Origin of the sequence: Candidatus Marifrigoribacter sp. Uisw_064 (assembly GCF_047730175.1) — a bacterium.
Taxonomy (GTDB): Bacteria; Bacteroidota; Bacteroidia; order Flavobacteriales; family Flavobacteriaceae; genus Marifrigoribacter.
In genome coordinates, this window is the sequence record NZ_CP159833.1 from 2,460,214 (window position 1) to 2,486,611 (window position 26,398).

21 protein-coding genes are annotated in these 26,398 nt (G+C 31.3%); 16 read left to right on the plus strand and 5 right to left on the minus strand.

Annotated features, from left to right (window positions below; all coding sequences use genetic code 11):
• Window positions 1-94 precede the first annotated feature (94 nt).
• The 9 genes from bshC (at window position 95) to ABXT64_RS11085 (ending at window position 11,269) form a co-directional block, all read left to right on the plus strand.
• Window positions 95-1,690 carry a bacillithiol biosynthesis cysteine-adding enzyme BshC gene (bshC, locus tag ABXT64_RS11045; RefSeq protein WP_443632991.1) on the plus strand — a complete coding sequence of 532 codons (1,596 nt, stop codon included), beginning with the start codon at window positions 95-97 and terminating at the stop codon, window positions 1,688-1,690.
• 51 nt (window positions 1,691-1,741) lie between these two features.
• The gene (gene guaA / locus ABXT64_RS11050) at window positions 1,742-3,274 is read left to right on the plus strand and encodes a glutamine-hydrolyzing GMP synthase (protein ID WP_443632992.1); all 1,533 of its coding nucleotides are present in this window, start codon (window positions 1,742-1,744) and stop codon (window positions 3,272-3,274) included.
• 6 nt (window positions 3,275-3,280) lie between these two features.
• Entirely contained in the window at window positions 3,281-5,191 is a 1,911-nt protein-coding gene (locus tag ABXT64_RS11055) for a LysM peptidoglycan-binding domain-containing protein (RefSeq protein WP_443632993.1), read from the plus strand.
• A 63-nt stretch (window positions 5,192-5,254) separates the two neighbouring features.
• A complete protein-coding gene (locus ABXT64_RS11060) occupies window positions 5,255-5,791 on the plus strand; it encodes a DUF922 domain-containing protein (protein ID WP_443632994.1) in 537 nt (178 codons plus the stop codon).
• On the plus strand, window positions 5,775-6,026 hold the full coding sequence (locus ABXT64_RS11065; RefSeq protein ID WP_443632995.1) for a DUF3820 family protein: 252 nt from the start codon (window positions 5,775-5,777) through the stop codon (window positions 6,024-6,026). The genes ABXT64_RS11060 and ABXT64_RS11065 overlap by 17 nt, the downstream gene beginning before the upstream one ends.
• A gap of 82 nt (window positions 6,027-6,108) precedes the next feature.
• Window positions 6,109-7,722 (plus strand): CTP synthase, encoded by a 1,614-nt coding sequence (locus ABXT64_RS11070; protein ID WP_443632996.1) that lies wholly within the window; start codon window positions 6,109-6,111, stop codon window positions 7,720-7,722.
• Between the two features lie 100 nt (window positions 7,723-7,822).
• Window positions 7,823-9,715, plus strand: a complete 1,893-nt coding sequence (gene yidC / locus ABXT64_RS11075) for a membrane protein insertase YidC (RefSeq protein ID WP_443632997.1) — start codon at window positions 7,823-7,825, stop codon at window positions 9,713-9,715.
• A 64-nt stretch (window positions 9,716-9,779) separates the two neighbouring features.
• Window positions 9,780-10,493, plus strand: a complete 714-nt coding sequence (locus tag ABXT64_RS11080; protein WP_443632998.1) for a decarboxylase — start codon at window positions 9,780-9,782, stop codon at window positions 10,491-10,493.
• Window positions 10,494-10,585: 92 nt separating this feature from the next.
• Window positions 10,586-11,269, plus strand: coding sequence for a toxin-antitoxin system YwqK family antitoxin (locus ABXT64_RS11085; protein WP_443632999.1), 684 nt, complete (start codon window positions 10,586-10,588; stop codon window positions 11,267-11,269).
• Between the two features lie 82 nt (window positions 11,270-11,351).
• Here ABXT64_RS11085 and ABXT64_RS11090 read toward each other — a convergent pair whose 3' ends face one another.
• Complete coding sequence (locus ABXT64_RS11090; RefSeq protein ID WP_443633000.1) at window positions 11,352-12,323, minus strand: fasciclin domain-containing protein; 972 nt, start codon at window positions 12,321-12,323, stop codon at window positions 11,352-11,354.
• Window positions 12,324-12,501: 178 nt separating this feature from the next.
• On the opposite strand from ABXT64_RS11090, the gene mnmA reads away from it, so the two are divergent.
• The 3 genes from mnmA (at window position 12,502) to ABXT64_RS11105 (ending at window position 16,336) form a co-directional block, all read left to right on the plus strand.
• The gene (mnmA, locus tag ABXT64_RS11095; RefSeq protein ID WP_443633001.1) at window positions 12,502-13,692 is read left to right on the plus strand and encodes a tRNA 2-thiouridine(34) synthase MnmA; all 1,191 of its coding nucleotides are present in this window, start codon (window positions 12,502-12,504) and stop codon (window positions 13,690-13,692) included.
• A 77-nt stretch (window positions 13,693-13,769) separates the two neighbouring features.
• Entirely contained in the window at window positions 13,770-15,389 is a 1,620-nt protein-coding gene (locus tag ABXT64_RS11100) for a S8 family serine peptidase (RefSeq protein ID WP_443633002.1), read from the plus strand.
• Window positions 15,389-16,336 (plus strand): NAD(P)H-dependent flavin oxidoreductase, encoded by a 948-nt coding sequence (locus ABXT64_RS11105; protein WP_443633003.1) that lies wholly within the window; start codon window positions 15,389-15,391, stop codon window positions 16,334-16,336. Before ABXT64_RS11100 ends, ABXT64_RS11105 begins: the two co-directional genes overlap by 1 nt.
• Before the next feature lie 66 nt (window positions 16,337-16,402).
• On the opposite strand, the gene ABXT64_RS11110 is transcribed toward ABXT64_RS11105, so the two are convergent.
• The 3 genes from ABXT64_RS11110 to ABXT64_RS11120 all read right to left on the minus strand — a co-directional run bounded on the left by ABXT64_RS11110 (window position 16,403) and on the right by ABXT64_RS11120 (window position 21,222).
• The gene (locus ABXT64_RS11110; protein ID WP_443633004.1) at window positions 16,403-18,922 is read right to left on the minus strand and encodes a M14 family metallopeptidase; all 2,520 of its coding nucleotides are present in this window, start codon (window positions 18,920-18,922) and stop codon (window positions 16,403-16,405) included.
• A 93-nt stretch (window positions 18,923-19,015) separates the two neighbouring features.
• Entirely contained in the window at window positions 19,016-19,405 is a 390-nt protein-coding gene (locus tag ABXT64_RS11115) for a PUR family DNA/RNA-binding protein (RefSeq protein WP_443633005.1), read from the minus strand.
• 62 nt (window positions 19,406-19,467) lie between these two features.
• Window positions 19,468-21,222, minus strand: a complete 1,755-nt coding sequence (locus tag ABXT64_RS11120; protein WP_443633006.1) for an ABC transporter ATP-binding protein — start codon at window positions 21,220-21,222, stop codon at window positions 19,468-19,470.
• Window positions 21,223-21,340: 118 nt separating this feature from the next.
• Between ABXT64_RS11120 and ABXT64_RS11125 the strand changes: the two genes are divergently transcribed.
• From ABXT64_RS11125 to yajC, 4 genes are all read left to right on the plus strand, one after another.
• Window positions 21,341-22,441: a Glu/Leu/Phe/Val family dehydrogenase gene (locus ABXT64_RS11125; RefSeq protein ID WP_443633007.1), complete on the plus strand. Its 1,101-nt coding sequence runs from the start codon at window positions 21,341-21,343 to the stop codon at window positions 22,439-22,441.
• 70 nt (window positions 22,442-22,511) lie between these two features.
• The gene (gene nusB, locus ABXT64_RS11130; RefSeq protein ID WP_443633008.1) at window positions 22,512-23,456 is read left to right on the plus strand and encodes a transcription antitermination factor NusB; all 945 of its coding nucleotides are present in this window, start codon (window positions 22,512-22,514) and stop codon (window positions 23,454-23,456) included.
• Between the two features lie 50 nt (window positions 23,457-23,506).
• Entirely contained in the window at window positions 23,507-23,998 is a 492-nt protein-coding gene (locus ABXT64_RS11135; RefSeq protein ID WP_443633009.1) for a DUF1573 domain-containing protein, read from the plus strand.
• 18 nt (window positions 23,999-24,016) lie between these two features.
• Window positions 24,017-24,307, plus strand: coding sequence for a preprotein translocase subunit YajC (gene yajC / locus ABXT64_RS11140; protein WP_443633010.1), 291 nt, complete (start codon window positions 24,017-24,019; stop codon window positions 24,305-24,307).
• 69 nt (window positions 24,308-24,376) lie between these two features.
• On the opposite strand, the gene ABXT64_RS11145 is transcribed toward yajC, so the two are convergent.
• Entirely contained in the window at window positions 24,377-26,392 is a 2,016-nt protein-coding gene (locus tag ABXT64_RS11145) for a DUF349 domain-containing protein (protein WP_443633011.1), read from the minus strand.
• Window positions 26,393-26,398 lie beyond the last annotated feature (6 nt).

Genomic DNA, 26,398 nt, shown 5'->3' on the forward strand with positions numbered 1-26,398 from the left:
AAAGTGTTTATAAATTAAACTGTTAATATTAACATATAGCTAGAAATCCCTATAAAGGATTTTGTATTTTTACGAATATATTGCAAAATACTATATGCCAACTACTCATATTTCATATCAGGAAACAGGATATTTTTCGAAAATGATATGCGATTATCTTTCAGAAAAAGAATCGTTGTCTTCTTTTTATCAATTATTTCCAACGATAGATAATTTTAAAAAACAGATTGCTTTAAAAAATGATTTTTCGCTTTCGAAAAGAAAGACCTTATCTGAAAGGTTATCGGTTCAGTATCGCAATACAACTCTTTCAGAAGCAACTCAAAAGAACATTCAATCATTAGTACATTCAAATACATTTACAATTACCACGGGGCATCAGTTAAACCTTTTTACGGGTCCCTTGTATTTTTTATACAAGATTTTTTCTGTTATTAATCTTTCAGAAGAATTAAATGTAAAGTATTCAGATCAACATTTTGTGCCAGTATACTGGATGGCTACTGAGGATCATGATTTTGATGAAATCAATTATTTTAATCTCTTCGGAAAAAAAATCAGTTGGAATAGAGAAAGCGGTGGAGCAGTGGGTGAACTTTCAACAGAAGGATTAGATGAACTAGTTGAGGTTTTAAAGAACCAATTTGGAGCAACCGATCATGCACAAAAATTAATAAAACTTTTTTCTGAATCTTATACGCAGCACGATAATTTAGCAGAGGCAACTCGATATATGGCCAATGAGCTTTTTGCACAATATGGTTTAGTGATTGTCGATGGAAATGATGCAGCACTCAAAAAAGAATTTGCCCCTTTTGTTCAAAAAGAATTAGTACACAACCAATCGCATACTATTATTGTAAAAACTTCTGAAAGGATAATTGAAAAAGGATATAAAGAACAAGTACATCCAAGAGAGATTAATTTGTTTTACTTAAAAGAAGGGCTTAGAGAACGAATTGTAAAAAAGGATGGCATCTTTTATATAACTGGTTCTGAACTTGAATTCTCTGAAGAACAGATCTTGGAAGAATTAGAAAAGTACCCGGAGCGATTTTCACCGAATGCGCTATTGCGACCTTTATATCAGGAAGTTATTCTGCCAAACTTATGTTATGTAGGTGGAGGAGGAGAATTGGCGTATTGGTTTCAGTTAAAAGATTATTTTGAAAGTGTTTCAGTTCCATTCCCGATGTTATTGTTGAGGAATTCGGTGTTGTTAATGCCATTGAAACTAGATGATAAACTGCAAAAATTAAATGAAAATGTATCTTCTCTGTTTTTAAGTCAGCATGATTTAGAAGTAAAACACACACATTATTTAACAGTAATAGATATTGATTTTACTAAACAAAGAGCGTATTTAAAAAAACAATTTGAGGACTTATTTGAACTTGCAAAACAAACAGATAAATCTTTTTTAGGAGCTGTTGGTGCACAAGAAAAGAAACAATTAAACGGTTTAGATAATTTAGAAAAGCGGTTGTTAAAAGCTCAGAAGAGAAAATTAAAAGACGAATTAGAACGATTAACTTCGATACAAGATCAATTATTTCCGAAGGAATCATTACAAGAACGGACTGTAAATTTTTCAGAATTATATCTAGAATTCGGAGATTTACTTTTAGATGAAATCAAGAAAGAATTGGATCCCTTAGTAGGTAAATTTACGATTCTAAAACTCTCTTAATATTTTTCTTTTTACGCTTAGGGAAAAGCCAATTTTTATTTACTTTTGCCTATGCAAAACAAGGTACTTATTTTAGATTTCGGTTCGCAATATACACAGCTTATAGCTAGACGTGTTAGAGAACTAAATATGTATAGTGAAATTCTTCCCTATTACAAGATTCCAGAAAATTTAGATGATTTTAAAGCAGTTATTTTATCGGGGAGCCCGTTTTCGGTACGCGCCGAAGATGCTCCGCATCCAGACCTTTCAAAAATAAAAGGTCACAAACCTCTTTTAGCGGTTTGTTACGGCGCTCAGTATCTAGCTCATTTTAATGGAGGAAAGGTTGCGCCTTCAGATATAAGAGAGTATGGTCGTGCAAACCTTAATACAATTCTTGATGGAACTGGAATTTTTGCAGGAATAAAAGAAGGGACGCAAGTTTGGATGAGTCATAGCGATACGATTGCTGAACTCCCAACAAATGGTGTGCGTTTAGCAAGCACGAACGATGTAGCTAACGCAGCTTATAGAATTGAAGGAGAAGATACGTATGCTATTCAATTTCATCCAGAAGTATATCATACTACCGATGGAAAAAAACTACTAGAAAACTTTTTAGTACACATAGCTGGAGTAAAACAAGATTGGACTCCTGCAGCTTTTGTGGATACTACGGTTTCAGGTTTGAAAGAGAAATTAGGAAACGATAAAGTGGTGCTTGGTTTAAGTGGAGGAGTAGATTCAACAGTAGCTGCGATATTATTGAATAAGGCGATTGGTGAAAACCTGTATTGCATATTTGTAAATAACGGCTTACTAAGAAAAAATGAATTTGAAAGCGTGCTTGACCAATACAAGGACATGGGTCTAAATGTAAAAGGTGTTGATGCTTCGGAACGGTTTTTGGAAGCACTCAAAGGAATTAGTGATCCAGAAGGAAAACGCAAAGCGATAGGCCGCTCATTTATAGAAGTATTTGATGCTGAAGCACATTTAGTCGAAAATGTAGATTGGTTAGCGCAGGGAACTATTTATCCAGATGTTATTGAAAGTGTTTCAGTAACAGGAGGCCCTTCAGCAACAATTAAATCGCATCATAATGTAGGAGGATTACCAGATTTTATGAAACTAAAAGTGGTAGAGCCTTTGCGAATGATTTTTAAAGATGAGGTTCGTAGAGTAGGAGCTGAGATGGGTATTGATGCTAACTTATTAGGAAGGCATCCATTTCCAGGACCTGGATTAGGAATTAGAATATTGGGAGATGTTACCGCTGAGAAAGTTCGTATATTACAAGAGGTTGATGCCATTTTTATTGATGGATTAAAAAAATGGGATTTATACGATAAAGTGTGGCAGGCAGGAGCAATGTTATTACCAGTAAATAGCGTTGGTGTAATGGGTGATGAAAGAACCTATGAAAAAGTTGTTGCTTTAAGAGCCGTAGAATCTACAGATGGAATGACTGCAGACTGGGTAAATTTGCCTTATGAGTTTTTGCAAGAAACTTCTAACAATATAATAAATAGAGTAAAAGGCGTTAATAGAGTAGTATATGATATTAGCTCGAAACCACCTGCTACTATTGAATGGGAATAAACCAAAATGAAATATTTATATTACATACTAATTGTTTGTTTTTTATTAGTGAATTCAACGTTGAATGCACAAGATAAATACCGAAGTCATACCGTAAAAAATGGAGAAACTATTTCGAGTATTTCTAAGGAATATGGCATTAGTGAAGGTGAAATAATTCGTTTAAATCCGGAACTTAGCAATGGAGTTTCTGCATTAAATGTATTGATTCTTCCTGTTAATGTTGTTATAAATACTACAACTCAAGAGGTAAAATTTAAAAAACACCGCGTTAAAAGGAGAGAAACGCTTTATAGTATTTCAAAAAAATACAATGTAAGCGTCGGGAATATAAAAAAGTTTAACAAACATCTTTATGCAAACGAATTACGTAAAGGCGAAAAACTAAAGATCCCTATCAACCTTAAAGAAATTGCAATAGAGGTTATCGAAAATACCACCAATGAAAATAATACTTCTTCTAAAACTGCAACCCATACGATCATTGCAAAAGAAACGAAGTATGGTATTGCACGTAAATATGGAATTACAATAGTTGAATTAGAACAATTAAACCCGAACCTTAGGGAAGGATTAAAAATTGGTAATACTTTAAATGTGCCAAATACTTCTTCTGCAGGTTCTTCAGTGATAGAGGAAGGTCTTTATGAGTTTTATGAAGTACAGCCGAAAGAAGGATTTTTTAGGCTAAAAGTTAAATTTGGATTATCGAAAGAAGAAATCGTAGCCCTTAATCCTTATGCTAAAGAAGGATTAAAAGATGGAATGATTTTAAAAATTCCGAAGAAAGGCGGTTTAGTTATTTCAGAGCATTCTAATGTTGTTAATCTTGAAAATGAAATAATTAATAGATCAAAAAAGAAGCTAGTTGTGATGCTTCCTTTTCAATTAAATAAAATTAAATCAGACACTTTAGATTCAGATAAAGATTTACTTATAGGAAATAGGACCTTAAGAGTCGCATTAGATTTTTATAGTGGTGTTTTAATGGCAACTGAATTTGCAAAAGAAAAAGGTATTTCACTAGAGGTTGAGGTTTTAGATACTCAAGCAAGTGAGAATAAAGTAGCTTCACTAATTGCTAAAAATGATTTTTCAAATGTTGATGCTGTTATTGGCCCTTTGTTAGAGAAAAATGTAATAAAAGCGACTCAATTATTGAAGAAAACTGATACGCCTATATTTTCTCCATTAAGTAATAGAGAAATGAAAATTTCATCGAACTTATTTCAAACAATGCCTACAGATGCAATGTTAGAAAATGCGATGATTGATTTTATTAAAGAGAATAGTGAAGGTAAAAATATAATTTTAGTATGTGACGCTAAAAGAAGTGAGCAAAAAGCTAAAATAATTTCAGCTTTACCTAGCACTAAAACAATTAGTTTACGAAAAGAGGCCTACATTTATGTGGATGATATTCAAGCTAAAATTGATGAAACAAAAGAAAATTGGGTAATTCTAGAGTCTAGAGATCCTGTGTTAGTGAGTAATGTGGTGGGTCTTCTTAACGGAATGCCAGAAGAGGCCAAACTGCGTTTGTTTACTTTAGATAAAGATAGAGTGTATGATTTTCATGATATTTCAAATTTTCATTTAGCGCACCTAGGGTTTACATTTCCATCGATTAATAAATCGTATAATTATAAAGAACCCAATGCTTTTGTGACAAGTTATAAAAATAAATACGGTGTATTGCCAAACAAATATGCAGCAAGAGGTTTTGATGTAGCTTATGATGTTATTTTACGATTAGCTTCTGCAGATGATATGTATGATGCAACAAGCAATGATTATATTACGGAATACGTAGAAAATAAATTCCAATACTCTAAAAAATTATTTTCTGGATATCAAAACAATGCTTTTTACATTGTTAAGTATGATGAAAACCTTCAATTTGAAGTAGTAAAATAATTTTTTAAAAGAAAGGAAGGTTTCGTAATTCAATAAAAAATTAATTTTTACGTTATTAATTTTATGTTTTCAATCCTACGCTTTTTATTCATTTTCTTTTTCTTATTTCCTTCGGAAGTAGATCCAGTAAAAATGACTTGGAGTGATTCTCAAAAGCTAACTTGGGAAGACTTTCAAGGGAAGCCTAAGTTGAATAGCGGTTATGTAGCAACGACCAATTCGGGTATGTCTTTTTCATATTCTTATTCTAAAAGTGGCAATGACATTGACTATGATTATAAAGTGCATAGTTATTTTTATCCAGAAACTTCATGGTATATACCTTCAAAAGTGGATCAACATATTTTAAATCATGAACAAACGCATTTTGATATTTCTGAATTACACGCTCGTATTCTTCGGAAAAAAATAGGAAATACTGTTTTTTCAGAAAATATTAAATCCGAAATTGAAAAGCTATATAGCGAAACTGAACAAGAAAGAGTTGCGATGCAACATCAATTCGATAAAGAATCTGATCATTCAAAAAACAGAGAAAGAGAATTACAATGGGAAGCCTTTGTGCAAAAAGAAATAATAATACATGAACCCTGGAATTAAACCCGACCCTAATCATTTAATTGAGCTGGCTAATTATAAAATGCCCTTTGGAAAGTACAAAGGGCAGTTTTTAGTGAATATACCTGAAACCTATTACGTCTGGTTTCAGCAAAAAGGATTTCCTGAAGGTAAATTAGGAAATATGATGCGGGAAATGAACGAAATTAAAATCAACGGTTTAGAACCTTTAATTAAAAAGTTAATCATAAATAAAAGGCGTTCTCCTTATTATTAAAATTCCTTAAGTTTTTTAAAATATATGTAGTATTCATCTGCCAATAAAACTGTAACTTTGCATCCCGTATAGTTAACATAATATGAGCACTACAAAGTATATATTCGTAACGGGCGGAGTATCTTCTTCTTTAGGTAAAGGAATTATTGCTGCCTCTTTGGCGAAGTTGCTACAAGCAAGAGGATATAAAGTAACCATTCAAAAATTAGATCCCTACATCAATGTCGATCCAGGAACTTTAAATCCTTACGAGCATGGTGAATGTTATGTTACCGATGATGGTGCAGAAACAGATTTGGATTTAGGTCACTACGAACGATTTCTAAATGTTTCAACCTCACAAGCTAATAATGTAACTACTGGAAAAATTTACCAAAGTGTTATTCAAAAAGAACGAAGAGGTGAGTTTCTAGGAAAAACCGTTCAGGTGATTCCTCATATTACAAATGAAATTAAAGAACGTGTTCAGATACTTGGAAAAAGTGGTGAATTTGATATAGTTATAACCGAAATCGGTGGAACTGTAGGTGATATAGAATCATTACCTTATATTGAAGCAGTACGACAGTTAAAATGGGAATTAGGAGATGATAATGCATTAGTGATTCATCTTACACTTGTACCTTATTTAAAAGCTGCGGGGGAGTTAAAAACAAAACCTACGCAACATTCAGTAAAAACATTAATGGAAAGTGGAATACGCGCCGATATTTTAGTGTGCCGTACAGAACATCACCTTTCAGATGACCTTCGTAGAAAATTAGCATTATTTTGTAATGTTCAAAAAGAAGCAGTTATTGAATCTATAGATGCATCTACCATTTATGATGTTCCTAATTTAATGTTGGAAGAAGGTTTAGATGCCATTGTTCTAAATAAATTAAACTTATCAAATACAACTAGCCCAAATCTAGACCGTTGGAATCAATTCCTGACAAGACATAAAAATCCGAAGAGTACAGTTAACATTGGACTTATAGGTAAATATGTAGAGCTTCAAGATTCTTATAAATCTATTTTAGAATCATTCATTCACGCGGGTGCTGCAAATGAAGTGAAAGTGAATGTTATTTCTATACATTCAGAATATATCAATAAAGATAATATTGCTGAAAAATTTTCCAAATTAAATGCTGTTTTAGTTGCACCTGGATTTGGAGAAAGAGGTATAGAAGGAAAAGTTGAAGCAGTTCGCTATGCAAGAGAACAAGAAATACCATTTTTAGGAATCTGTCTAGGAATGCAGATGGCAGTTATTGAATATGCTCGCAATGTACTTGGATTGAAGAAAGCAAATTCTACCGAGATGAATGCAGATACTCCTTTTCCAGTTATAGATTTAATGGAAGATCAAAAAAGTATCACTAATAAAGGGGGTACGATGCGTTTGGGTGCCTGGAAATGTGAATTGCAAAAAGATAGTTTGGTCGATTCAGTTTATGGTTCAACTCATATAGAAGAACGTCACCGTCATCGTTATGAATACAATAATACCTTTAGAGATCAATTAGAAGAAGCAGGAATGAAATCTACAGGTATTAATCAAGAAACAAATTTGGTAGAGATTGTTGAAATTCCTTCTCACCCATGGTTTGTTGGAGTGCAATACCATCCAGAATATAAAAGTACCGTTGCCAGCCCACATCCTTTATTTGTGGCGTTTGTAAAAGCAGCTTTGGATCATTCGGAAAAATAAGGTGTCAAATTGGCGTAATATTGTAAATGGAATGATTTTAAAGGATAATAAAAACTAATAAGTAAATATCTTTATTCTTATAAAGATTGTAATAGATACTATGGAAGAAAAAAAGTTTGACTTTAACACCATAATAGGTTTTGTGTTAATAGGAGGAATACTATTATTTATGCTGTGGCAAAATCAGCCAACTCCAGAAGAGAAAGAAGCTCAAAAAGCAGAAAAAGCAAAAATTGAAAAATTAGCAGAAGATAAAGCTGCGCTAGAGAAATCTAGCAGCGATATTAGTTTAGAAGATGCTACAAAAGAAATTGCAAGTGTAAATAAGGGTGATTCACTTTCCTTAGCTAGTCTTCAGAATCGTTTAGGTTCATTTGCATATTCAGGAACGTTACCTTCAGCAAAAGAAAATACTACAGTTATTGAAAATGAATTGCTTTATATAACTGTAAGCAATAAAGGTGGTTATATTACTGAAGTTAAATTAAAGAATGAAACTATCTATAATGGTTCCTCTGTTTATTTAATTAAGGATGGAAACTCTACGATGAATCTTCAGTTTTCGGCTGAAAATAGATTACTTAATTCTGAAGATCTTTATTTTGAACCGACCCTTTCTAGCAATGGAAATAATTCAGTATTATCAATGAAGCTAAAAACTGCTTCAGATAAATATATTGAATATAGATATGAATTAATTCCTAATGATTATATGTTAGGGTTTAGTGTGAAAACACAAGGACTAGATAACGTAATAAACACATCACAACCTATTTACCTTGATTGGAAATTTAAAGGATATCGTCATGCGAAAAGTATTACCTATGAAAATCGTTATTCTCGTTTAACCTACGAGCATGAGAATGAAGGTAAGCATGATAAACTGTCACCAACTGGTGAAGACGCTGAGATTGAAAAAGATGTTACTTGGATGAATTTCAGACAACATTTCTTTAGTTCTATGCTGCTTACAGAAACGCCTTTTAAAGAAGTAGCCTTAAGCTCAATCGATTTAGTACTAGATGAAGCAATAGATACGGTTTATACAAAACAATACGGCGCTAAAATGTTACTTGCACCTAAAAGTGGGGGAATATCTTACGATATGAACATGTATTATGGGCCAACAGATTACAAAGTATTTAAAGAATATGACAGAAATCTAGATGAAGCAATGCCTTTAGGTTGGGGTCTTTTTGGGTGGCTAAATAAATATTTAATTATTCCTTTATTCGGATTTTTAACTGGATTTCTTCCAGCAGGAATTGCAATTATTATGTTAACTGTATTAATCAAGTTAGCAATGTCTCCTGTACAATACAAGCAATACTTGTCTCAAGCTAAGCTAAAGGTTTTAAAACCTGAATTGGATGAGATAAAAGTAAAGTTTGAAGGAAATAAAATGAAAATCCAGCAGGAGACTATGAAGCTGCAAAATATTGCAGGAGCAAGTCCTTTAAAAGGATGCTTGCCAGCGATATTACAAATTCCTGTCTTTTATGCTTTATTTACATTTTTTCCAAGTGCTTTCGATTTACGTCAGAAAAGCTTTTTATGGGCTGAGGATTTATCAAGTTTCGATTCTATAGCTGAATTGCCTTTTAATATTCCATTTTACGGAGATCACGTAAGTTTATTTCCAATTTTAGCATCGATAGCTATATTTATTTATATGATGATGACTACTGGGCAAACCATGCAACAACAGCAACAACCTGGAATGCCAAACATGAAATTCTTGATGTATCTTTCTCCATTAATGATGTTGGTTTTCTTTAATAATTATGCCAGTGGCTTATCGGTTTATTATTTAACCTCTAACTTAATTACGATTGGAATAATGTTAGTAATAAAGAAATTTATTATTGATGAAGAGAAAATTCTCGCTAAGATTCAGGTGAATAAGAAGAAGCCTAAGAAACAAAATAAGTTTCAAAAGAAAATGGCTGATATGATGGAGCAAGCAGAGCAACAGAAAAAAAATAAAAAATAAAATTTTGAAACTCCCTTTTGGGAGTTTCTTGTTTAAACAGATATTTAATAAAAACTATTTAGTTATGAGATTACTAATTATTCTTTTTTCAGTTTTAGTTTTCTTTTCATGCGAGTCAATAGAAAAGGAAGAAGTTAATAAGGTTAATTATAAAGGTGCACTAAAAGAACTTATGTCTGGTGATATTACAGCTAAGGCAGATTTATTAAAGTTTAAGGATACTCCTAATTTTTATGCACTTGGTGCTTTAGAATATTTACAAGGTGAAATTCAAGTTTTCAATAGTGAATCTTTTATAACGTCAGTAAAGAATAATTCATTGAATTATGATAAAACACTTTCAAAAAAAGCAGCTTTATTAGTGTATGCTGAAGTTCCAGAATGGAAAAGATTTAAAATCCCAAAAGGGCTAACAACAGAAGATCAGTTCGAAATTTTTTTACTTAGAGTAGCAAATGAAAATAGTATAGATATAGAAACTCCTTTTCCATTTTTATTAGAAGGAACCATAGAATCGTTTAGTTGGCATGTAATTAATTGGAGAAAAGGTGATACAGTACATACTCATAAAAAACATAAAACAACAGGGCTTTATGGTACAATTAATGATAAAAATGTAGCTATGTTAGGCTTTTACTCAAACAAACACCATGGGGTTTTTACACATCATGAAACAAATATTCATGTGCATGTAAAGACAGATGGTAATGGTGTTTCTGGCCATGTTGATGAGTTTAGAGTGTCTGAAGGAATGATTTTAAAAATACCTAAAATATAGGTGTTTGTTTTTTCGTTATACAGTTTAAATAGGTTTTGCAACTATGAAACGAGCTTGTCTAAGTATAATCGTTAGAAAATAATAATACACACATGAAATTAATAACTTTATTTAGCTTTTTTATTGTAACAGCAAGTGTTTTAGCACAAGTTGAGGTCAATCAATTTGATGCTAATAATGAACGTCATGGTGTGTGGAAAAAATACCATGAGAACTCAAGACAGTTGAGGTATGAAGGTCAATTTATTCACGGAAAAGAAGTAGGTGTTTTTAAGTACTACTGTAGTGATTGTAAAGACCTGCCTATGGTCGTTAGAACATTTAATGATTCAGATAATAGTGCGCAAGTTCAATATTTTACTAAGAAAGGAAAATTGGTCAGTGAAGGTAAAATGGATGGAAAAAATAAAAAAGGTGAATGGCTTTATTATCAAAAAAACTCTAAAAACATAATGACTAAAGAGTTTTATGTTGAAGGAAAATTAGAAGGATTAAAAACCACCTATTATAAGAATAATAAAGTAACTCAAATAATCAATTATAAAGACGGTTTGAAAGAGGGAGAAGACAATTATTACTCTTTAGAAGGGGTGCTTTTAAAAAAATTATATTACGTAAATGATCAATTGCATGATAAAGCTTTTTATTATGATGCAGACGGAGTTGTTATAATTGAAGGCAATTATAAAAACGGTAAAAAACACGGAGTTTGGAAGCATTATAAAAATGGTAAGATTATTCTAGAAGAAACCTATCCAAAACCAAAAAAGTACTAAAGAAAAAGAGTTCTCAATTTTATTTGAGAACTCTTTTTAGAACAAAGCATCAACTAATCAAACATGCTTTATTTTGGGATTATTAAAGTGGGGGAAGAATTACTTTATCAATTGCATGAATAACTCCATTTAATGCTTGTACATCAACAGCAATTATATTACTAACTCTATTATTTGCATCAGTTATTGTAGCTCCTCCAGTTACATTTATAGTTATATTTCCGCCAAGCGTACCTACAACCATATTGTCAGTTAAGCTAGAAGATTGCACATTAGCACCAGCAACAGCATGATGATCTAAAGTTGCTTTTAAAACAGGCTCTGAAATATCTGATAATCCTGAAGCACCTAGCTCAGCTAATAAATCTCCAAAGGCTTCATTTGTAGGGGCGAAAACCGTAAAAGGAGCTGGACTAGTTCCATTTGGGGTTGACAGCGTAGTTACATAATCAAATGTTAAATCATCTCTGGTTAATGCTGCAACTAGCGTTTCAAAAGTTGGATCAGCTAAAGCAAAATCTACTACTGAAGGTAATCCTATTACTGCATCAACAACATGGATTACTCCATTAGAAGCAGTTATATCTGCTTGTGTTACAGAAGATACATTATTTAATCGAACACCATTAGAAGTATTAATATAAATACTCAAGTTTTCACCAGCGGTTGTCGTAGCTAACGTATTTCCATACGATGTTGATAAATCTCCAGCCATTAACTCACCAGAAATAACATGGTTAAGTAATACTTGAGTTAATAAATCTACAGGTACATCTGATAATTGACTAAATCCATTTGCAGTTAAAAAAGCACTAAATGCAGCGTTTGTAGGAGCGAAAACTGTAAATGGTCCGTCACCATTTAACGCTTCAGCTAAACCAGCAACTTGTAATGCTGCAACTAAAGAAGTTAAATTTTCATTTCCAACAGCTATTTCTGTAATAGTCTGTTCTTGAACAGTTGTACTGTTATCATCATCACTATCGCATGATGCGAATGTGACTAACAATACTAAAGCAAGGCTAATTTTTTTCATTTGTTTTTTGTAATTCATAGTTTTTTTGTTTAATTTAAAATGTCTAACAAATATACAAAAAGATTAAACATAAAATATTAATGTTTAATAAAATTTTGTTAAAATTAAATGAAAGTGTTTCCTAAACTTATTTGTAACTCTCAATCAAATATTAATCTTGAACAAAAATGTATCTTTGTGTCTCTTAAATTAATGTATGAAAAAACGTGTTGTCGTTGGACTCTCTGGAGGTGTAGATTCTAGTGTTGCAGCTTATCTATTAAAAGAGCAAGGCTATGAAGTTATTGGGCTTTTTATGAAAAATTGGCACGATGATACTGTTACTATATCTAATGAATGCCCATGGTTAGACGATAGTAATGACGCAATGCTAGTTGCTGAAAAATTAGGAATACCTTTTCAAACGGTAGATTTAAGTGAAGAATATAAAGAAAAGATTGTCGATTATATGTTTCGGGAATATAAAATGGGGCGTACCCCTAACCCTGATGTATTATGTAATCGTGAAATTAAATTTGATGTTTTTTTAAAAATAGCTTTAAATCTTGGTGCTGATTATGTAGCAACGGGTCATTATTGTAGAAAAGGAGTTATTGAGGAGAATGGAGAAAAAAAGTATCAATTGTTAGCTGGAAAAGACCCTAATAAGGATCAATCTTATTTTTTATGTCAATTATCTCAAGATCAATTAGCGAAAACTTTGTTTCCTATAGGGGAATTATTAAAACCAGAAGTTCGTGAAATTGCTTCAGAACAAGAATTAATTACTGCTGAGAAACGTGATTCTCAGGGATTATGTTTTATAGGAAAAGTTAAGTTGCCTGATTTCCTTCAACAACAATTAAAACCTAAAGAAGGACATATTATTCAAATTCCTTCAGATTATTCAGGATATAATAAAGAAAACATTGAGTTTAATTCTGAAATAGAAAGAGTTGAATATCTATCTAATAAATTTATATATAACCAAAAAGATGGTCATATAGTTGGGAAACATCAAGGTGCACATTATTTTACCAAAGGACAACGTAAGGGGCTAGCAGTAGGAGGTACTAAAGAACCACTATTTGTAATTGATACCGATGTTATTGAAAATATAATATATGTAGGGTTGGGGAAAAATCATCCCGGTTTATATGGAAATGGATTATTAGTACTACCTGAAGAAATTCATTGGGTTCGTCCAGATTTAGAGCTAAAATTAAATGAATCAATGAATGTGATGGCAAGGATACGATACCGTCAAACCCTAGAAAAAGCAATATTATATAGAAGCGATTCAGGACTTTTCGTTACTTTTGAGAATCCACAATCTGCAATAACTGAAGGACAGTTTGTAGCTTGGTATACTGATGATGAACTTATAGGTAGTGGAGTTATATCATAATACTTAAAAATAATAATAGGGTAAACAATTTCTTAACTGTTTATTAATAGAATAAAAGAATTAAAAAAAAAAGACTTATGAAAAATTATGTGCTTTTATTAGTGTGTTTAATTGCAAGTTCAACTTTTGCACAAGAAGACGCTTGGGTATTTTTTGCAGATAAAGAAAATGTTGCTGAATCTATTGCAAACCCTATTTCTATTTTAACACAAGAAGCAATAGATAGAAAAGAAATGCATAACGTTGTAATTGATGAAAGAGATGTTCCTGTTACGGAAAGTTATATAACAGAGATTAAAAATGCTACAGGGATTAATGTATCTGCAAAGTCTAAATGGATGAATTGTATATATGTAACAGGTTCTCAAATGAATATTGAAAATTTATTAGATTTACCTTTTGTTACGAGCGTAGAGTATGCAGATAAGAGTCTTAATTTTTTTCCTGAAATAGATAGAACTGTAAACAAGTTTGAAATGGAAAATACAAGTTCAAGAATTGATTATAATTATGGAGCTGCTGCCAATCAAATAGAAATGTTGAAAGGTGATTTTTTACATGAACAAGATTTTGCTGGACAAGGAATGATTATAGGTGTTTTAGACGCAGGGTTCCCTAGTGTAAATACAAATCCTGGATTTGCAAATATGTTAAGTGATGGTCGTTTATTAGGAACTTTTGATTTTGAACAAAGATCCACAAATGTTGATGGTACAAGTACACATGGAACAAGAACTGCTAGTGATATGGGTGGTTTTTTAGAAAATCAATTTGTGGGTACAGCCCCAGAAGCTTCATATTATTTATTTGTAACAGAATATACTCCAAGTGAAACACCAGTTGAAGAAGCCTGGTGGGTTGCAGCATTAGAGAGATCTGATAGTTTAGGAGTAGATGTTATTAATACTTCTTTAAGTTATAGAGGGTATGATAATAGTAATTATGATCATACTTATGAAGATTTAGACGGTCAAACAACATTTGCTGCAAGAGGCGGAAATATTGCTTTTGAAAAAGGAATGATCATGGTTAATTCGGCTGGAAATGGTGGGAATAGTGATTTCCCAACAGTAGGTACACCTGCAGATGCTATAGGAGTATTTACTATTGGAGCAGTAGCACCAAGTGGAAATTATGCTAGTTTTAGTTCTAAAGGACCAACGGTAGATGGAAGAGTGAAACCAGATGTGATGGCTCAAGGCCAAGATGCAGCTGTAATTGGCACTAACGGAGGAGTTGATTTTAATAATGGGACTTCTTTTAGTTCTCCAATTTTAGCTGGCGCTATAGCTTGTTTATGGCAAGCAAGACCAGAAGTAACTAATAGTGAAATCATGCAACTCGTTAGAGAATCTTCACACCTTTATAATAATCCAACAAACGAAATGGGTTATGGTATTCCAAATTTTGAAGATGCATACAATGAATTATTAATATTAGGAATTGAAGATGATTTTTTAAAGTCTAATTTTGCGTTATATCCTAACCCTACTTCAGACATACTAAATATTTCATTCCCACAGGAATTAAATAAAGCCCAATTTGATTTATATTCTGTACTAGGAACTAAAATTATGAGTACTGAAATTTCTTCTGAATTAAATTCAGTTTCAATAGAATCATTAGCTACCGGAATTTATATCGCAACAATTTCAGAAGGAAAACATCAAGTTAGTTTTAAAATTGTAAAAAAATAGTGCAAAACAGCGTTTCTCAACTTTTTAATATTAAATATCCTATCATTCAAGCAGGAATGATATGGAATAGTGGATGGCGTTTAGCTAGTGCAGTTAGTAATGCAGGAGGACTTGGATTATTAGGGGCAGGTTCTATGTACCCAGATGTTTTAAGAGAACATATTATTAAATGTAAAAAGGCTACTAATAAACCATTTGGTGTAAATGTTCCCATGTTATACCCAAACATTGAGGAAATTATTGACATCATAATTGAAGAAGGTGTTACTATTGTTTTTACTTCCGCAGGGAATCCTAAAACACATACTGCTCGATTAAAAAAACATGGTATTACAGTAGTTCATGTGGTGAGTAGTGTGAAATTTGCCTTAAAAGCACAAGAAGCTGGCGTTGATGGCATAGTTGCTGAAGGGTTTGAAGCCGGAGGACATAATGGTAGAGAGGAGACCACTACGTTTACTTTAATTCCTATGGTGAGGGAGAAGTTAATTGTGCCCTTAATAGCAGCTGGAGGAATTGCAAATGGTAGAGGAATGCTAGCAGCAATGGTTCTAGGAGCAGATGGTGTACAAGTAGGAAGTCGTTTTGTTGCAAGTGAAGAATCTAGTGCTCATAAAGCATTTAAGGATAAAGTGGTCGAAGCTAATGATGGTGATACATTTTTAACTTTGAAAGAATTAGCACCCGTACGTTTGTTGAAAAATAAATTTTCTCAGGATGTTATCGATTTATACAAATCGAATCCAACAAAAGAAGATTTAAAAGGATTATTAGGAAGGGCAAGAGCTAAAAAAGGAATGTTTGAAGGCGATTTAGTAGAAGGAGAATTAGAAATTGGACAAATTGCAGGGCTTATACATCAAATTAAACCGGCAGCTCAAATTGTTGAGGAAATGATTTCAGAATTTAACCTTGCAAAATCCGAAATCAATAATTTAAAGTTTTAATCTTTCTAAATACCTTATTTAGCAAATAGTTTTTATGCTATGGGTTCTGTGATTTGTGTGTAGCTATTACATAAAGTCACCAAAGAAAATAGCATTCATCATTAATTTATTTGTTCCGTACCAAAAGGCTCTAAAATTGGTATTATCCGTAAAATAGACGACAGTCCCTTTTCCTAATTTACCTTTTCTAAAAGCTACCGTTTCTTTTAAAAAATTTAAATTATTTTGAGATATGTATCCACTTAGTAAAGGATCTTTTGTATAACGAATGGGATTATTATAACTCTCTTTATCAGCCACTAAAAACAACGTTGAGTTTCTAAAAATAGGTAACGTAGCGTTTTTATATCCAAAAGTGATTGGGTGAGATCGATCTATTTGAGTGTTAAAAATAGCTCCGCCAATTACTTTCGCACCAAAATAGTTGCTTTTCTGTTCAAATGTAATATGCTGTGCTGAATCTTTCTCAGATTTAAATTTCAATTTTAAAAATTCATTTTTATTAAACCATTTACCTGCGTTTTTAAACCCGATAAGCGTTCCTCCATTTTTAACCCACTCTTTTAATTTATCAGTAGATTGTTTATCTAATGCATTGCCCCAATTATTAGGTAAAATAATATCAGAATACCTGCTTAAGTCTTTTCGTTTTAAACTTCTAGTATCTAACTTGGTGATTGGAATATCATAGCGTTGGTCAATTAAATGCCAGATTTCACCAGCATCATAAGGACTTATTCCATCGCCTATAATTAATGCGATTTTTGGAGAATCTAAGGCTTTAAACTGACTACTTCCAAGGTCAATCCCTTTTGTTAAACCAGTACTTACTCCTGTAATTTTTATGTTATTTTCTTCTGAAATTTCTTTCAGAAACAAGTGTAATTCATCATTAGTTATTTTTTGATTTTGTACAGGAATTAAAATAGTTCCATAATCATACTCTTTATTTTCAATTGAAAATGTTTTCATTCCCACTTTTGCACGAATTCCTTTTTCTAGAATTTTATGTAACGCTTTTGGAGTATAATAATCATGCCATTCCATTAAATATGCATAATCTGATTTATTAATGATAGATGTTTTAATTTTCTTCAACTCCATTACTTCAGAACCAACTTGTGTCATGGAAACATTTTCTGTATAATCTAAATTAAAAGCTAATGGGAAGGTCCAAGCACTGACATCGTAAAATAAGCTGTCTTTAAATTGTGTTCTCTTTTCAAACATGGCTTTAATTAAGCGATGTTGTTTTTGATTTTTTGGAATAACATAACTGAATCCTTTTTTAAAATTTTTGTCACTAGTTGAAATATCATGTTTTAATTCATAAAATTTAATTTTATGACGTTCTAATATTTCAGCAAGATGAAACACTTTTGAAGCATCTTTTTCGTCTCCAAAAACTATAGCGCCCCCTTTTGAAGCTTCTTTTCTTGAATTGCTAAAAAATTCTTTTTGATAATCCAGCATTTCTTTTCGCATTGAAACCGCAGCTTCTAGCGTTGATAATGCTGCTGTAAATTGATTGCGAATTGTAAAAGGAAAGGTTAAAATACCATTGTCGCTTTCTTGTGCATGGCCTCTAGAGGATGCTTGTTCGAATAAAATTCCTACGGCACCATTGATGTCTGGAAAGGTAGAACCCTTGCCATAATAAAAATCATCAAAACTTTCTTCGGTATAATATAAACTCCCTATTTTATTAAAAGCCTTGGCATGAAATTTTGCAATGGCTCCAGTTAAATCTTGATTTTTTTGAGGAGTTAATGGATGTGTTCTTGAAGGGATTCCTGGTTGAAAAAAGAAACTGGAATTGGTTCCCATTTCATGATGATCGGTTAAAATATTTGGATACCAATCATGAAACGTTTTTATTCTAGCCCTACTTTCTGGTAATTGTACAGGTAACCAATCACGATTCATGTCGAACCAATAATGGTTGGTTCTACCTCCAGGCCATACTTCACTATATTCCCTATCATTTGGGTCGGGGTTGATATTTTTATTTTTATGAATATTTGCCCAATTGGCAAATCGCTGTAAACCATCTGGATTATAAGAAGGGTCAAAAAGTATGACCGTGTTTGCTAGTAAATCATCAACTTCTGTTCCCTGTGCTGCTGCTAAATAATAAACAAGTGCTAATGAAGCATTTGAGCCACTGGGTTCGTTACCATGTATTGAAAAACCTTGATAGACTACTATTGGCATTTCACTGGTATTAATACTTGAAGAATTTTCTTCCGTTAAAGCAACATGACTTTTTCGAATATTTTCTATGTTATTGTGATTGCTTTCAGAAGTAATAGTTAATAAAAGAAGGGGTCTACCTTCAAAAGTGCTTCCTCTATTTTCAATTGAAACACGATTACTTTTTTCAGCAACCTCATACATATATTGCACTAATTTATCATGCGTAATGTGCCAATCTCCAATTTCATGACCAATGATACTTTTTGGAGTAGGTATTTGTGGATTATAGCTGGTGTTTTCAGGAAGAAAATAACTTAAATCTACATTGTAATTTTGTGAAAATAACTGTGTGGTAAAAAATAGAAGTAGCGTAACTATAATATGCTTCATAAACGAAAATGTATGTTTTTGTTAAAGATATAAAAAAACCGTCCTTAAAACTTTAGATTAAGGACGGTTTAAATATGTTGCAATATATTTTAATTATATATCGTCGAATTCGATATCTGTAAAACTAGAAACGGTAGGTTCATCACTTGTTGTTTCTGAATCTACACTTTCTTCACTTTCTTCTCTTTTATAATCTTTTTGATGTCTTTCACTAATTACTTCTTCCCCTTTTTCATTAATGATGTAATCAATCATTTCATCTAGATTCTCTTTAAATTCAGAAAAATCTTCTTTGTAAAGGTAAATTTTATGCTTTTTGTAATGAAAAGATCCATCGTCATTCGTGAATTTTTTACTTTCAGTAATGGTTAGGTAATAGTCGCCTGCTCTTGTCGCTCTAACATCAAAGAAATAGGTGCGTCTTCCTGCGCGCATTACTTTAGAATGAATTTCTTCACGTTCCATCATATTCTGATCACTCATAATTTTATTTTATATATGTTATGCCAAAAATCTAAAAAAAAAACCAAAAACAATAAAGAAATTTACATTTCTTTTTCTAAAAGTTGTTTGTTGTATAATTCTTTATAGTATCCTTCAGTGTTTATTAATTCATTATGAGAGCCTTGCTGAATAATTTGACCTTCTTCTAATACAATTATCTGATCTGAGTTTTTTACTGAAGAAACTCTATGACTCACAATTATTGTTGTTTTGTCTTGAGATATTTTTGATAAGTTTTTTAATATTTCTTCCTCAGTTTCTGTGTCAACTGCTGAAAGACAATCATCAAATAATAATATTTTAGGATCTTTAATAATAGCTCTAGCGATAGAAACCCTTTGTTTTTGTCCACCACTTAACGTAATTCCACGTTCTCCTAAAACGGTTTCATACTTATTTTTGAATGTATTAATGTTATCATGTACTGCTGCATTTTTTGCTGCTTCAATCACTTGTTCTTTGGTAGCATCCTCTTTTCCAAATTTTATATTCTCCAAAATACTATCACTAAATAAAAATGCATCTTGAGGTACATAGCCTATTTCACTTCTTAAGCTTGAAAGGTTTAATAGAGAAATATTAGTTTTATCAATTTTTAATTGACCTTTCTCAACATCATATAATCTGCCTATCAACTCTAATATCGTAGATTTACCAGAACCTGTATTTCCTATTATAGATAGGGTTTCACCGGGTTGTACTTTTAATGAAATGTTTTTTAATGCGGTAATATTTGTATCTGGATAGGTAAAAGTTAAGTTGTTAAATTCAATGGTTCCATCTATAGGTGTTTCTTTTTCTGAATGATTTATTATTTCAGGTACTTCATTTAAAAATTCATTGATCCTTTTTTGAGAAGCTTCCGCTTGTTGAACCATAGAAGTTACCCATCCAATTACTGCTACGGGCCATGTAAGCATGTTTACATAAATTAAAAATTCTACAATAGTTCCAAAATCAATAATACCATCGATGACTTGTTTCCCACCTATATAGAGTACTAGAATATTACTAAGCCCAATTAATAAGACCATTAGTGGAAAAAATAAGGCCTGAACTTTAGCTAAATCTATATTCTTATCCATACTACCTTCAGCTAAATTCACGAAATTTTTATTTGTTCTAGTTTCTATTCCATACGCTTTAATAACAGAAATTCCACTAAAACTTTCTTGAGCGAAAGATGTTAATTTTGACAAATATTCTTGTACAACAGTACTACGTTTATGTATGGCAACACTTAGTTTATATATTGCAATCGATAAAATAGGTAAAGGGGCTATTGCATAAAGGGTAAGTATAGGTGCTTTGTAAAACATGTATGTTAATGCCACGATAAGTAATGTAATATTAGTAATGCTATACATTAAAGCTGGACCGACATACATTCTAACTTTTGATACATCTTCACTTATTCTATTCATTAAATCACCCGTTCGATTTTTCTTATAAAACCCCAATGAAAGGTTTTCATATTGCTGAAATATTTCATTTTTTAAATCAAATTCAATATACCTAGAAACTACAATAAATGTTTGACGCATTAAGAAAGTGAAAAATGCTGCTAAAAGGGTAGTGCCAATAATTAATAAAATGTTCGTTAGTAATTCAGATTTAACAAGGGCTAAATCTGAAATGTCATCATTAATATAATGTTCAACAATATTTATTGTGTCTCCAATAAACTGAGGCACAAACACTTTAAATACTGTAGCGATAATTGTTATAATAAATCCTAATAATAATCGTCCTCTGTATTTTTTAAAATAATGATTAAGGCTCTTTAATTCTTTCATTTATGCTACAATAATTTTATTAACAAATTCGTATTTAATTTATATTTACATTGCAATACTCTTAGTAAACAATTACTTTTGCCCGTCCTTTTTATGGATATTTTAAAATATAAAAGATATGACTACTGAAGTAGTAAACACAAAAGAACTTCAAAAATTAGATCCAGTTTTTGGTCAAATGTCATTCGATGACCATGAACAAATCGTTTTTTGCAACGACAAAGATAGTGGATTAAAGGCAATAATAGGAATTCATAATACAGTAATGGGACCTGCTTTAGGAGGTACTAGAATGTGGAATTATAATAATGAATGGGAAGCTTTAAATGATGTTTTACGGCTTTCAAGAGGGATGACATATAAAGCAGCAATTACAGGTCTTAATTTAGGGGGAGGTAAAGCAGTAATTATTGGTGATGCTAAAACTCAAAAAACACCTGAGTTAATGCTTCGTTTTGGAGAATTTGTTCATTCGTTAAGCGGAAGATATATTACAGCAGAAGATATTGGAATGGCTACGAGTGATATGGATTTAGTAAGAACTGTGACTCCTTATGTTACAGGTATTTCTGAAGAAAAAGGAGGCGCTGGTAATCCTTCACCTATTACAGCATACGGTGTCTTTATGGGAATGAAAGCAGCTGCAAAATATGCTTTCGGAAGTGATGTTCTAGAAGATAAAGTAGTGTATGTAGAAGGAATTGGAAACGTAGGGGAGGCTTTAGTAGAAAATCTTTCAAATGAAGGAGCAAAGGTTTTTATTGCCGATATTAATAGAGAACGTCTTGAAGAAATTCGCGATAAATATAGTGTGACCATTTATGAAGGTGATAACCTTTATGCAGAAGAAATGGATATATATGCTCCCTGTGCTTTAGGTGCTACTATTAATGATCGTACACTTACTCAATTAAAAGCAAAGGTAATTGCTGGAGCAGCAAATAATCAATTAGCTGAAGAACAAAAGCATGGTATAATGCTTAGAGAAAGAGGAATTGTTTATGCACCAGATTTTTTAATTAATGCAGGTGGTATTATTAATGTGTATGCAGAATTAGAAAATTATGATCGTAAAGAAATCATAAGAAAAACAGAAAATATTTACAATACTACACTAGAAATACTTAAGAATGCTGAAATTAATAGAGTAACAACACATCAAGCAGCATTCGATGTAGCAATAGGTAGAATTAACGCCAGAAAGCTAAAAAATAGCTAAACTGAAATTTTAAAAAAGCACATTTTATAATGTAATTTGTGCTATAATATTTATTTAAGTTCTTTAAAATATGCTTACAAGAAGACATATACGAGTTAAAGTAATGCAGGCAGTTTATTCATTAAATAAATCTGGACAAGAAGATTTAACTAAACAGGAAAAGTTTCTACTTTATAATATGGAGCAAATGCAAGACTTGTATTTGTTATTGCTTCAATTATTATTAGCTCTTAAAGATCAAGCAGAAAATAAAATGGTTCTTTCTAAAAAGAAACATTTAGCAACTGAGTTAGAGAAAAATCCAAGTCGGAACTTCATTGAAAATAAAGTACTTGCCTTAATAGATTCACATGCTAGCTTTTCTGAAATAATTAAAAAGAAAAAACTTAATTATTGGGAGCAGGATGATGAATACGCAGCTATTATTTACAATATTTTAAGGGAACAAGAATGGTACGCAGCGTATCTTGCTAAAAAAGAACCTTCTTTTAAAGAGGATCAAGAATTTTTAATTAGGCTTTATAAAGAAATAATAGCACCTAATGAAAAATTATATGAATATCTAGAAGATAAGCGTTTAACATGGCTTGATGATTACCCATTGGTGAATACATTAATGGTAAAAATGCTTTCTAAAATTTCATTAAAAAATATAGGGACAGTCTTAATTCCAGATGTATATAAAGATAAAGAGGATCGTAATTTTGCTCTAAAATTATTTAGAGAAGTAATTACAAATGATGAAAAATTGTATTCTGAAATTGAAGGAAAGACACCAAATTGGGATAAAGAAAGAATTGCGGGCCTTGATATGATTATTCTTAAAATGGGAATTTCAGAATTTCTATATTTCCCATCAATTCCTGTACGTGCTACCATTAATGAATATCTTGAAATTTCAAAAGAATATTCAACTCCAAAGAGTAGTATATTTATAAACGGAATATTAGATAAATTAGTGAAAGATTTTTCAGAAACTAATAAATTGAATAAAATAGGTCGAGGACTTAAATAGAATAAAAAAAATAAGTATTTTAGCACTGCTAAAAACAAAAATATATTATAATGAAAAAAACAATTTTAATTGTAGCTGTGATGTCTGCTTTTACCTTTACTTCTTGTAAAGAAAATGCTGCGGATAAAGTAAGTGAAGAAAAAGTAGTTAATGCTGAAACACGTGATGCTAACGCAGGTACATTTCCTGTAATGGCTTTTAATGAAGCTGAATTCGATTTTGGAACAATAGATCAAGGTACAAATGTAGAACATGTATTTAAATTTACAAATAATGGAGATGCTCCATTAGTGATCGTAGATGCTAAAAGTAGCTGTGGTTGTACAGTTCCTACATTTCCTAAAGAAGCTATTGCACCAGGTGCAGAAGGTGAATTATTAGTTAAATTTAATGGTAGTGGAAAAAACCAAGTAAGTAAAACAGTAACTATTACTGCAAATACTCAAGCTGGTAAGGAAACTTTAAAAATTAAAGCTTTTGTAACTCCTAAAGAAGGTGGTGCTGTTAATACAGCTCCAAAGGTAATACCGACTACTAAATAATTCGTTTGAATTTTTAATATGGAAAATTTACAAAGTTTTGCTCCTTTATTATTGATGTTTGTTGTGGTGTATATGTTTATGATACGACCACAAATGAAACGTCAAAAGCAAGAAAAGAGTTTTGCTAAAGAACTTAAAAAAGGAGATAAAGTGATTACTAAAAGTGGATTACATGGAAAAATTCTAGAATTATATGATGATGGAACTTGTGTAATCGAATCTGGTGCGGGGAAAATGAAGTATGAGCGTTCTGCTATTTCAATGGAAATGAGCGCAAAACTAAATGCTCCTCCAGTCACTAAAAAATAATTTACTGAAATATGTAAAAAAAAACCTTCAGTATGTACTGAAGGTTTTTTTTTTTGGTTTTATATAATTTTATAAACCCTTTCTTACTTTTCTAATTTTAGAAAGTTTTCTTTTCCATACATCTAATTGGTCTTTTTGGGTATCGATATTTTTATAGACCTCTTTAACCATAGGGTTGTTTTTGTCTACATGCTGAAAAAATCCAAGGTTATTTTCTAATTGTCTAATTTCATTTTGAACTTCACTTACTTTTTTACCTAAGAAAAACTCTTCGTTTTGAAGTTTTCTAATATCATCTTCAGAAGCAAGTGTATTAAGTTTATTTTCAAATTTAATTAACTCAATCTCTTTCTTATCAATATCTAATTGATTAAATAAGCTGTCTAATTTTTTATTGAATTTTTGTTCAATATCTTTTTTATTATAAGGTACTCTACCAATTTTTTTCCAAGAGTTAATTTTGTCTTTTATTAGAGCAAGATCATTTTCATGATTTCCTTCTAATGTAAATTCGTTAAGCGATGCTAAAAATTCTTCTTTTAGCGTAAAATGAGTTAACTCTTCTTTATTAGCCTCATTTTTTTTAGAATGTAATTTATCAAAATAATGATTACAAGCATTTTTAAATTGCTTCCAAATTTTGTCACTGTCTTTTTTAGGAACATGACCAATTTTTTTCCAACTGTTTTGTACTTCTTTCATTAAAGGTGTTACCACATCAAAATCATCATTGTCTTTATTATCTTCTGCAATTTTTATAAGTTCCAATTTCTTTTCAAGATTGGTAAACTGCTCTTTCTTCTGGTCTTTATAAAAAGTATTTTTATCTTTATTAAAATTACGGGTAGTTTCTTTAAATGAATCCCAAATTTCTTTATTTTTTGACTTAGGAACTTTACCTGAACTAAAAAATGTATCCCGTAAACTTTGTACTTCCTTAATAGCGTTTTGCCACTCTTTATGATTAGCGTTTTTCTTTTGAGTTATACTATTAATTTCATCAATGATTTGTTTTTTACTTTCAAAATTTACTTCAAATTCTTTTTCTAAAGCCTCCATTTGAATGAAACGCTTATCATGAATTATCTTAGTGGCTTCACTAAATTTATCCCAAATTTCATCGCGATATTCTTTTGCTACAGGACCAATTTCCTCTTTCCACATTTTATGAAGCATTTGTAATTCACGAAATGCCTTATTTATGTTTTCTTCCTGAGCTAGTTCTTTAGCACGTATAATTAACCTTAATTTATGTTCTAAATTATGTTTAAAGTCTAAATCTCTAAACTCACGATTTAAATGTAAAAAGTCGTAGAAATTTTCAACATGATGGTCGTAAGTATTCCAAATAAGATTGTATTTATCTTTAGGGATTGCTCCAGCTTCAAACCATCTTTCCTGTATGTCTTTAAAGTGCTTATAGGTAGTGTTAATACTTTCTTCAGCATTTAATAAGCCTTTTAATTCTTCTATAAGTTCTTTTCTTTTCTGAAGATTAGCTTTTAAGTCCTTTTTTAAATTTTCGTAAAAATGATTACGTTTTTCTTTGTAATTAAAATAAACAGAATTAAACTCTTTTTTAGATGGAGATGAATAATGAAAGTCAATGATATTACCGCCTTCAGCCAAGAATTTCTCTTTACTAGCCTCTAATTCTTCATTAAATTTTGAGCTGAATTCTACACGAATTTCCTCAACTTCATTTTTAATACTTTGAATTGGTTTTTCAGAAACTAATTTTTTTAATTCTGAAATAAGTTCACTTTCAGAAAGAGTGTGATACTCTTTTTTTATGTTTTCGTCTACTTCATTTTCTGGTTCTTCATGAATTTCTTCAGATGAAACAATAGCTTCATCATCATCATCATCATTTTTAGTTTTAAACTCAGAAGTTTTACTACTCTTTACTACTTCATCTTTTTCAATAATATCTTCTGATGAAACAACAGTTTTTTCTTCTTCTTTTTTAACTTTTTCTTCAGTTTCAGGAGGATCCTCTGATGGCTCACTACTGCTTACTACTTCATTTTCTTCAATAGTATTTTCCTTTTCTGGCATTTCTTTAGGCAATTCTTTTTCAGACATTTCTTT

Excerpts from the sequence above, each read along its gene's own strand:
- yidC (WP_443632997.1), top strand. The coding sequence starts at position 7,823 with ATGGAAGAAAAAAAGTTTGACTTTAACACCATAATAGGTTTTGTGTTA.
- ABXT64_RS11085 (WP_443632999.1), top strand. The coding sequence starts at position 10,586 with ATGAAATTAATAACTTTATTTAGCTTTTTTATTGTAACAGCAAGTGTT.
- ABXT64_RS11110 (WP_443633004.1), bottom strand. The coding sequence starts at position 18,922 with ATGAAGCATATTATAGTTACGCTACTTCTATTTTTTACCACACAGTTA.
- ABXT64_RS11060 (WP_443632994.1), top strand. The coding sequence starts at position 5,255 with ATGTTTTCAATCCTACGCTTTTTATTCATTTTCTTTTTCTTATTTCCT.
- ABXT64_RS11145 (WP_443633011.1), bottom strand. The coding sequence starts at position 26,392 with ATGTCTGAAAAAGAATTGCCTAAAGAAATGCCAGAAAAGGAAAATACT.
- nusB (WP_443633008.1), top strand. The coding sequence starts at position 22,512 with ATGCTTACAAGAAGACATATACGAGTTAAAGTAATGCAGGCAGTTTAT.
- guaA (WP_443632992.1), top strand. The coding sequence starts at position 1,742 with ATGCAAAACAAGGTACTTATTTTAGATTTCGGTTCGCAATATACACAG.
- ABXT64_RS11125 (WP_443633007.1), top strand. The coding sequence starts at position 21,341 with ATGACTACTGAAGTAGTAAACACAAAAGAACTTCAAAAATTAGATCCA.
- ABXT64_RS11090 (WP_443633000.1), bottom strand. The coding sequence starts at position 12,323 with ATGAATTACAAAAAACAAATGAAAAAAATTAGCCTTGCTTTAGTATTG.
- bshC (WP_443632991.1), top strand. The coding sequence starts at position 95 with ATGCCAACTACTCATATTTCATATCAGGAAACAGGATATTTTTCGAAA.
- ABXT64_RS11055 (WP_443632993.1), top strand. The coding sequence starts at position 3,281 with ATGAAATATTTATATTACATACTAATTGTTTGTTTTTTATTAGTGAAT.
- ABXT64_RS11100 (WP_443633002.1), top strand. The coding sequence starts at position 13,770 with ATGAAAAATTATGTGCTTTTATTAGTGTGTTTAATTGCAAGTTCAACT.
- ABXT64_RS11070 (WP_443632996.1), top strand. The coding sequence starts at position 6,109 with ATGAGCACTACAAAGTATATATTCGTAACGGGCGGAGTATCTTCTTCT.
- ABXT64_RS11080 (WP_443632998.1), top strand. The coding sequence starts at position 9,780 with ATGAGATTACTAATTATTCTTTTTTCAGTTTTAGTTTTCTTTTCATGC.
- ABXT64_RS11120 (WP_443633006.1), bottom strand. The coding sequence starts at position 21,222 with ATGAAAGAATTAAAGAGCCTTAATCATTATTTTAAAAAATACAGAGGA.
- ABXT64_RS11065 (WP_443632995.1), top strand. The coding sequence starts at position 5,775 with ATGAACCCTGGAATTAAACCCGACCCTAATCATTTAATTGAGCTGGCT.
- ABXT64_RS11115 (WP_443633005.1), bottom strand. The coding sequence starts at position 19,405 with ATGAGTGATCAGAATATGATGGAACGTGAAGAAATTCATTCTAAAGTA.
- ABXT64_RS11135 (WP_443633009.1), top strand. The coding sequence starts at position 23,507 with ATGAAAAAAACAATTTTAATTGTAGCTGTGATGTCTGCTTTTACCTTT.
- yajC (WP_443633010.1), top strand. The coding sequence starts at position 24,017 with ATGGAAAATTTACAAAGTTTTGCTCCTTTATTATTGATGTTTGTTGTG.
- mnmA (WP_443633001.1), top strand. The coding sequence starts at position 12,502 with ATGAAAAAACGTGTTGTCGTTGGACTCTCTGGAGGTGTAGATTCTAGT.